Origin of the sequence: Sulfobacillus harzensis (genome assembly GCF_012933365.1) — a bacterium.
Lineage (GTDB): Bacteria > Bacillota > Sulfobacillia > Sulfobacillales > Sulfobacillaceae > Sulfobacillus_B > Sulfobacillus_B harzensis.
Window position 1 is genome coordinate 1 of the sequence record NZ_JABBVZ010000132.1, and the last position, 7,985, is coordinate 7,985.

The 7,985-nt window shown below is 57.2% G+C and carries 11 protein-coding genes; 5 read left to right on the plus strand and 6 right to left on the minus strand.

Features of this window, described 5'->3' with window-relative positions:
* The first annotated feature begins 675 nt into the window (after window positions 1–675).
* On the plus strand, window positions 676–900 hold the full coding sequence (locus HIJ39_RS20260; protein WP_169102859.1) for a DUF433 domain-containing protein: 225 nt from the start codon (window positions 676–678) through the stop codon (window positions 898–900).
* A 5-nt stretch (window positions 901–905) separates the two neighbouring features.
* The gene (locus HIJ39_RS20265; protein WP_207711814.1) at window positions 906–1,280 is read left to right on the plus strand and encodes a DUF5615 family PIN-like protein; all 375 of its coding nucleotides are present in this window, start codon (window positions 906–908) and stop codon (window positions 1,278–1,280) included.
* A 124-nt stretch (window positions 1,281–1,404) separates the two neighbouring features.
* Here HIJ39_RS20265 and HIJ39_RS20270 read toward each other — a convergent pair whose 3' ends face one another.
* The 4 genes from HIJ39_RS20270 to HIJ39_RS24985 form a co-directional block, all read right to left on the minus strand.
* Window positions 1,405–1,761, minus strand: coding sequence for a HepT-like ribonuclease domain-containing protein (locus tag HIJ39_RS20270; protein WP_169102861.1), 357 nt, complete (start codon window positions 1,759–1,761; stop codon window positions 1,405–1,407).
* Window positions 1,761–2,078, minus strand: coding sequence for a nucleotidyltransferase domain-containing protein (locus HIJ39_RS20275; protein ID WP_169102862.1), 318 nt, complete (start codon window positions 2,076–2,078; stop codon window positions 1,761–1,763). The genes HIJ39_RS20270 and HIJ39_RS20275 overlap by 1 nt, the downstream gene beginning before the upstream one ends.
* A gap of 343 nt (window positions 2,079–2,421) precedes the next feature.
* Window positions 2,422–3,180, minus strand: coding sequence for an alpha/beta fold hydrolase (locus HIJ39_RS20280; RefSeq protein WP_338055255.1), 759 nt, complete (start codon window positions 3,178–3,180; stop codon window positions 2,422–2,424).
* Complete coding sequence (locus tag HIJ39_RS24985) at window positions 3,174–3,566, minus strand: epoxide hydrolase N-terminal domain-containing protein (protein ID WP_338055256.1); 393 nt, start codon at window positions 3,564–3,566, stop codon at window positions 3,174–3,176. The genes HIJ39_RS20280 and HIJ39_RS24985 overlap by 7 nt, the downstream gene beginning before the upstream one ends.
* Before the next feature lie 124 nt (window positions 3,567–3,690).
* Between HIJ39_RS24985 and HIJ39_RS20285 the strand changes: the two genes are divergently transcribed.
* On the plus strand, window positions 3,691–4,311 hold the full coding sequence (locus tag HIJ39_RS20285; protein ID WP_169102863.1) for a CGNR zinc finger domain-containing protein: 621 nt from the start codon (window positions 3,691–3,693) through the stop codon (window positions 4,309–4,311).
* Between the two features lie 178 nt (window positions 4,312–4,489).
* On the plus strand, window positions 4,490–4,657 hold the full coding sequence (locus HIJ39_RS20290) for a hypothetical protein (protein WP_169102864.1): 168 nt from the start codon (window positions 4,490–4,492) through the stop codon (window positions 4,655–4,657).
* 226 nt (window positions 4,658–4,883) lie between these two features.
* Here HIJ39_RS20290 and HIJ39_RS20295 read toward each other — a convergent pair whose 3' ends face one another.
* The gene (locus HIJ39_RS20295; RefSeq protein WP_169102865.1) at window positions 4,884–5,498 is read right to left on the minus strand and encodes a cysteine hydrolase family protein; all 615 of its coding nucleotides are present in this window, start codon (window positions 5,496–5,498) and stop codon (window positions 4,884–4,886) included.
* A 23-nt stretch (window positions 5,499–5,521) separates the two neighbouring features.
* Window positions 5,522–6,868, minus strand: a complete 1,347-nt coding sequence (locus HIJ39_RS20300; RefSeq protein ID WP_169102866.1) for an MFS transporter — start codon at window positions 6,866–6,868, stop codon at window positions 5,522–5,524.
* 276 nt (window positions 6,869–7,144) lie between these two features.
* On the opposite strand from HIJ39_RS20300, the gene HIJ39_RS20305 reads away from it, so the two are divergent.
* Window positions 7,145–7,777: a TetR/AcrR family transcriptional regulator gene (locus tag HIJ39_RS20305; RefSeq protein WP_169102867.1), complete on the plus strand. Its 633-nt coding sequence runs from the start codon at window positions 7,145–7,147 to the stop codon at window positions 7,775–7,777.
* Window positions 7,778–7,985 lie beyond the last annotated feature (208 nt).

The window sequence follows — 7,985 nt, forward strand, 5'->3', positions numbered from 1 at the left end:
TCAGAACGTTGGAAAGGGCATCATCAAGGGGGAGCACTTATCCACAGCCGTGATTTGTCCAGTTATGAAAAACCCTCCAGTGTGTAAAACTCGTCCGGTCGTGTCTCCATATAGCGCTTTTTCACATTGAAGTCTAACTTTTTGGCGCGTCGGCTTCCTCGGAGCACCTCAGATAAATACCCATTCCCTGTAACCTTATGTGACCCCCCAAGATCACTTTACACGCGCCTGGTGCCGGTTCGCCCCCGAGAACATTCCTGTGGAGCGTAATTCTCGGGGTTTGTCTACGCAAAAGCGCCTCCCGTAAGATGAGTGTGTCGAGGGTCTAGAGCCCGTAGAACTCATCAGGGGCGTTATCATGCAGTCTACGCAAATCCAAACCAGAATCGACGCATCGAACGCATCACTCCGACCGCCTTGGTGGTCGGCGTCGACATTGCCAAGGACCAGCACGTGGCGCACGCCGTGAACTTACTATACTTAGCCTTGCGATAACCTATGTGGCACCAGGGCCGCTGTCCTTGGCCAGGTGCACATACGCCCCCGAATGTGCGCCATCAGCTCCGTTAAGTATTGTTGGCTACTCTCATGGGTTCGACCGTAAGCTGCTGTCGAAAGGATTCCCTTGAGCCGGTTATTTTGTCGGCAGTATAATCAAGTGAAGGAGGCGATTGTGTGACCGACTACCATGACCGGATTGTGCTGGACCCGGCGATCCGGAGCGGCAAACCCATCATTCGGGGAACGCGCATTACCGTCGCCGATATTCTCGATTACCTCGCGGGAGGTATGTCGCCGTCTGACATTGTGGCTGACTTTCCGGACCTGCACGACGAGGACGTTCGCGCGGCTCTAGCTTTTGCGGCCGACCGTGAGCGCCGCCTCTTTACTTCGCTATGACCCTGTTGTTCGATGAGAATCTCTCGTTTCGCCTGGTCGAGCAGTTGGCCGATGTGTACCCGCATAGCCTCCACGTGCGCGATGTGGGGCTCACCGGCCGGCCGGATGAGGAGATCTGGCGTTATGCGGTGCGACAGAACTGCGCTATCGTGACAAAAGACATCGATTTCTACCAACGGAGCATGTTGCGCGGTGCCCCGCCGAAGGTCATTTGGGTGCGCATCGGCAATGCGACCACCCGCGCAATCGCGGACTGCGCTCTCGGTTCCCGTCGGTGCAGCACTTTATCGCCGAGTCGGACGCGGCGTTTCTTGAGCTCGCACCCCACGATTAATCGTCCCTTGGATTTGAATCTCTCTTCCGGATTGAGACTCAGGTGACCGGCCATCCTTCCCGTACATACGCCCCCGAGAGCAGCTCATTCGCACACCATATTATTGCCACGCGCAAGGTTGGGCCTAGTCCCCGGCCCATGGCTCCATTGAGGCAACTGGATCCGGCGCGTTAGAGCGCGTCCGAACCCATGTCAGAGAGGATTTTCTTGAGCTTACGGAGGATCGCTGGGACATCCTCTTGCACCGTGTCCCAGACAATCTGGGGATCCACATGGCCATAGTCGTGAACCACGCGATGGCGAATGCCCGTGATGGCTGCCCAGGGAACATCGGGATAACGAGCGGTCCATGGTCGATCGAGGCGCCCGGCGGCTTCCCCCAAGACGGTGAGGTTCCGCAGGACCGCATCAAATAACAGCGTGTCGTCGACGAACTCGGTGACGGTCCGCTGTTCGCAGTACCGGATGATCTTCTCGCATGCGCCCACCATATCGACCAGGTACACGGCCGGGTTCTTTTCGGCCATTAGGCTTGGGCCTCCGGTGGGAAAATCGGCACCATCTGCTGTTGGACTTGGCCTCGGATCACCGGGTGGATCTCCCGGAGGGTGTGCATGTCGACGGAGCGGCCTTCGAATACTTCCGACAATTGATCTTGAATGGCCAATAGCCGAACAAAGCCCACGCGCTGCCCCGGAGCGAATTGAACAACCAGGTCGATGTCGCTCTCCTCCCCAAAGTCGTTGCGGGTTGCCGAACCGAACACCGCCAATGACTCGATGCGTTCCTGCTGACAGATCCGCGAAACATCCGGCAAGTGCCGCTGAACCACTGGAGCAAGCACCGTCCCGGCCTCCTTCCCTATCTACGATTATTATAGTCTGCCCGCTCGCCCCGACAAGACCGCGCCGTACGCATTTCTTACTGGCATTCGCCCCCGAGAGCAGGCTATCAGCGATGCAAATAGTTTCGCCACGCGGCGGGTGCAAGAGTCGACTTGCGGTCGGCCGTTCTGGTCGCACCCGTTTAGACAGCTCCCGATTCCTAACTGGGATCCATCCATCTCTGTGTCCCCGTCCCGGCGATGCCGACTACAGCTTAATGAGCACGGCCGCTCGATCGATAGCTGCGAGCGCTTGGGAATCGCGGGTCCGCGCGTATACGTCGACTTTGTTGCCCTTCCCCTGCTACCGCAAGGGGCGAAAGAAGGCTCGAATTTCTTCGACCAACAACTCAGGCTCTTCAAACGCTGCGAAATGACCTCCTTTCGGCAGTTCCGTCCATCGCTGGATGTTGACATACGTGCGTTCTGCCCATTCCCTGGGGGCTTTGTTGACAGGTTCCACGCTCAGGGTGACCCCGGTCGGAACGGTAATTCGATGATTGGCCGGATCGATTGCACCAAAATGCTTGTGGTCGTAGTACAGCCTCATCGAGGAGTTAATCGTCTCTGTTCCCCAGTAAATCATCAGATTGGTCAATATCTCGTCGGGACTAAAACGCCAGGAAAGATTTCCGGAACAGTCGCTCCAGGCCCGCATTTTTTCCACGATCCAACCCGCCAGACCGACCGGGGAATCATTCAGCCCGTACGCCAGGGTCTGGGGTCGCGTGGATTGTTGATGGTCATAGGCGCCTTCTTCGTGGTCCCAACGTTCGAGGTGGGCGACATAGGCTTCTTCCGCCGCCGTCAACGGGGGCGATCCGGGCTCCCGTTGAGGGTTGGCAACCGCCATGATGTGAATGCCTACGAGTCGGTCCGGATGGAAACGCCCCAGGCTGGACGTCACGCCCGCCCCAATATCGCCACCGTGCGCCGCGAAACGTCGATAGCCCAGGGTATCTACCATCAGTTCCGTCCAGAGAGCCGCAATCCGCCGCAGCGTCATTCCCGGGTGTTGGGGCCGCTCGGAAAATCCATAGCCCGGCAGCGAGGGAACTACCACGTCAACGCATCCGCCGCATCGCCGCCGTGTCCCGCAGGATCGACCAACAAGGGGATAATTTTGCTCATCTCATAAAACGAACTGGGCCAGCCATGCGTGAGAACAATCGGCAGGGGGTGCGGCCCTTTCCCGGGCTCGTGGATAAAGTGGATCTTGAGGCCGCCGATCAGGGCCTGATAGTGATGGAACTGATTGAGGCGCTGCTCCTGTTGTCTCCAATCGAAATCATGAAGCCAATAGGACACCAGGTCCTTTAAGTACGCCAGATTGGTGCCATAATTCCAGTCTGAAATGTCGACCGTATCCGGCCACCGGGCCATTTCGAGGCGGAGCTTCAAATCATCCAGCACGGATTGGGACAAACGGATATGAAACCGGGTCTTCATGCGGTGGTCCCCCTTGACGATGGTTTGTAACCGTCTAAAATGAGTTTAGACGGTTGAATTTTATGGGAACACCATGTAACCTGTCAACTCTATTTTAACGGTTACAATTCAAGGAGAGGCCTTCATGGACAACACACCATTTGAGTTTATTGGCGGCTCGCTCTGCCTGGACTTCGCGAACACCGTTGGTGGCGCGCGAAACCAGGCCAACGCCACCGATCAGCTAACCAGCTACACGGATCTGCTGCACTGGTCGCGCGAGGCCGGATTAATCGGCGACACGGCGTTCAACCATCTCCAGACGAAAGCCTTGAACGATGTGTCTCGGGCCAACGATGTCCTGGCCGAGGTCAAAACCTTACGTGAAGCGATTTATCGGATCTTCTCCGACATCGCGCGGGGAAACACCGTGGACGACACTCTTCTGTTGGACCTAAACAAGGCTATCGGTCAATCCTTTCATCACGCGCGAATCGTGAGGACACCTGACGGGTATGCTTGGGGCTGGAAGCAGGACATGAGCCTCGATACGATGGAAGCCCCAATCGTCCGTTCGGCGGCCGATTTACTCACCGCACCCTCTACGTTGTCGCGCATTCGGGAGTGCGCCAGTGACCATTGCACGTGGCTATTCCTGGACGAGACCAAAAACCGCAGCCGCCGGTGGTGCAACATGAGGACCTGCGGCAATGCGAGCAAGGTTCACCGCTATCGCGCCCGCCATACGGGTAACGCCGAAGTTTGAGGATACCACGGGTGGGGCGCACCTTAGCCGAAGTCGATACACAAACCGTCCAGCTGTGATGCTGGCTCTCAATATGGCGTCGATCACACGTACCGACATCGGGGAGGCATCGCCCAGAGGGCGGCCTCCCCTCCTAACAACATAAATGCTCGTCTAATCTTGAGCGCTGACTCAATACTTGACTGACGAACTGGATGCCGAAGGTTCTGCTCAGAATGTGGTGAACCTGTTTGAAGCCTGGCCTACGGAATTTGACCTGGCGCTGCGAGCTATGGAAAAGACCAGCATCGCCCAACTGGCACCCAGCGATCCAGTTGCCCGCGCCCGCGATTGGCCGAGGCTTTGAATTTTGCCTATGTCGGTGGACCGGAGCCCGAAATGCCTCGAACGGTGATGGGCCGAAAGCCCCGTCAGCGGCGGCCTGAGCATCGCGTCCATTAGTCTCTGGCAACAGAGAATACTGCTTGGGCAGAAGCTCACGTCGTGGGCAAGTGGCAATGGCGCGACGTGGCAGCACCCACGACGACCTCCCAAAACAGCCGTAAGCTTCTAGCTTGCGCACAATGACCAAATCATGTAGAGCTCCCCTCGTCTTCGGACGACAACAGCCCGCCTAACTCATCAATCGTGATGACGTGTGCTTGTTGCGGAAAAATCTTTTTGACCAAGAAATCGTGGACGTGCGGATCGCGATCGGTCATGGCGTCCTCAAGGATATAGACCTGGTAGTCGCGGTCGTGCGCATCGCGCACCGTAGAAAGAACCACGCCACTGGTCGTCACGCCTGCCAGGATGAGCGTATGAATCTGGCGTTCGCGCAGCCGTGCGTCCAGATCGGTTGTGGAGAATGCCCCCATACGGGTTTTTCGGACCACGATATCGCCGGCATCGGGGGCCACGCGATGGTGGACCGCTGTTGCGGGCGACTCGCTGTGAAGCGCTCGCCCGGCCGCCTTAATTGCGGGGGCCATGCGACTGGTCTCGGGCACCGCATCATAATCGGCATCGTCAAAGGCCACGCGGACATAAGCAACCTGCACGCCATATTGGCGAACGACAGCGATGGCCTTACCCATCCGCGACAGAAGGCCCTCTGCCTCGCTGAGCGAACCGAGAATGGACAACTGATAGTCCATCACTAAAAGCGCCGTGTGTTTGGGATCGATGGAAAGCCTTTGATACGTCATGGGATCTCCTCATTTCTATCACGTTAGGATTTGCTGCCCATCACCGCTCGGGCCTGAGTACGAATCTGCCGATCGATGAGGGTGATGAATAGGGCCAAGACACTGACCGCGACCATAATCAGGGCAGTGTGGTGCAGTCCCCGATCGGTCACATGCTGGTGAAAGAAAATGGCGATAATCGACGACGACCCGATCGAGCCGAGATACGTAAAGGTCCGCAGCAGTCCCGACGCGGTCCCGATTTGGCTCGCTTCGACCTGAGTATACAAAGCGGTCTGGTTTCCGATGGCCATCGTCCCTAACGTGACCCCAAAAATAAGGGTAATGACCACCATCCAGAGGATGGGCGTGCGGGTTGTCAAGAGAACCACACCGACCGACGCCACGAGCGATGAGACGGCGGCCGCAATGAGCGGACCGCGCAGCAAGTTGCGACGGGCGATAGGACGAACCACAATCGCCGAGAGAGCACTCATGGGCAACAACAGCAACCCCGCTTCTTGCGCGGACACGCCCCGAGCCGCTTCCAGCCACTGACTTATCCCATAGAGCACGGTGTAGACGCACAGCGATAGGAGTGCCATCCGAATATAGGTCCCACTTAGCGCTAAATTCGAGGCGAGCAGGCGGACGTCGAAAAAGGGCTGCTGCGCCCGTAGTTCCCAGACAACGAGGCCCATAGCAAGTATCACCGAGGATCCTAGAGCAACCCAATTGATAACGGGTACCGAAAACAGGAATACCAAGAGTGTTGTCACCGTTGCACCAAATCCGAGAATCCCAATGACGTCGATGCGAGACGCAATGTCTCTCACACTTTTTGTCTCCACAGGCGGGTCCTCGGGGATCCAGAACGCGGCCATCAAAAAGGCCGCTAAAGTGACGGGTACATTCGCGAAAAAGACGGCACGCCACCCCCAAGCACCAATCAGGACGCCGCCCAGCGGCAGTCCCAGGGCAGCGGTCACCGTGGCCGCGATCTGCAATCCACCTAGCACCCCGCCGGGTGGCTCAGCCATCCCCGCCCATTCGGCTCGCCGTCGAATCAGCAGCATTGCCGATGGGTATCCGGCCGAGGTACCGATCCCAATCAGCACGCGGGCAACAATGAGGGTCGCCAAGTTCTGAGCTATCCCGCCGACAATCCCACCGGCGAGAACGATGAGGATTCCGGACAGGAAAACCCGGCGCGGCCCAAACACTTCGGCCAGCTTGCCACCCGTGGGTTGGGCAATAGCACACGCCAAATATAGGGCGGTGACGAGAACGGCGGTACGTCCAACCGGGACGTGCATCGCAATGGCGACCGACAACAGAGCGGTGGCGATTAGGGAACTGTTAATCGGGTTCAACGCCGATCCAATATACATCGGTACGGCAAACCGCCATGCGAACGGGTTTTCGCCTCCCGTTCGCACAGACGATTGACGTGAATCAGGGCGGTTGCCATCTAAAGTCCGAAATATTGCGGGTTCCTCCTTCCATCCGGGCCAGCCGTTTGCGGGGCCGACAGCCGCACCCCGTCCAAGCTGTTGCACTCTCCTTTGTGAGGAGGTATATTAAGCGGAGACTTCTCCCCATATTTAATCGGAGATCTCTCCGGTTGTAAAGCTCAGGGAATGACATTGAGGAGGCGAACCCACGATATGAGTGAATCCTACCCGCGTTCCGAGCGTCGTGATGCGGCCGAGCGTCGTGATGCGGCCGAGCGTCGTGATGCGGCCGAGAATCGTCAGCGCATACTGAACACGGCCCTCCAACTGTTTGAGCAACATGGCGTGGACCAAGTGAGCATGAATCAGATTGCCACAGCCGCGCAAATTGGTCCGGGAACGCTCTATCGCCGTTACCGAAACAAAAGTGAGTTATGTTTGGACTTGATTAAAGACAGCCTTGTTTCGCTGTTCGACGACATCGACGCTTACTTGGAACAACATCGGACAACGCCGCCGCGTGACCGACTGAAAGAGGTTCTCCGGTCGTTTATTAGCTTTCGCGAGAGGAAACTGCAGCTGCTGGCCGGGGTTGAGGAAGGCGCATCGGCAAATGGACCGCGGTCTGTCATGCAGAGCCCGCTCTACGTGGAACTCCATGATGTCCTGGTCAATCTCTTCCGCGAAATGGGATTAACGGATCAGACCGGTTCGAACTGTGTGTTCCGGGCTGACATGCTGCTGACGGCCCTAAAGAACGATGCGTATGTGTTCCAAAGAGACGTACGTGGTTACTCGCCCGATGCCTTTTTGGAACAACTCTGTTTGACATTTTTTCCGGATTGAAACGTTTTATTCGATCAGGGAAACGCGGAAACCGGGTGGTCGGTCCATTGCGTTAAGCAAGCGTGGGCATTGTTTTCATGGGTCGCATAAAGAGGGTTAACTCTTTAACCATCACGCTCCGCTTATTCCGTATGCTCGTATGATGACACCATGTCAACCCGGCCGGCCTAATTTCTTTTGGGGCCATGCGAGGTCGGTCGTCAAGGTC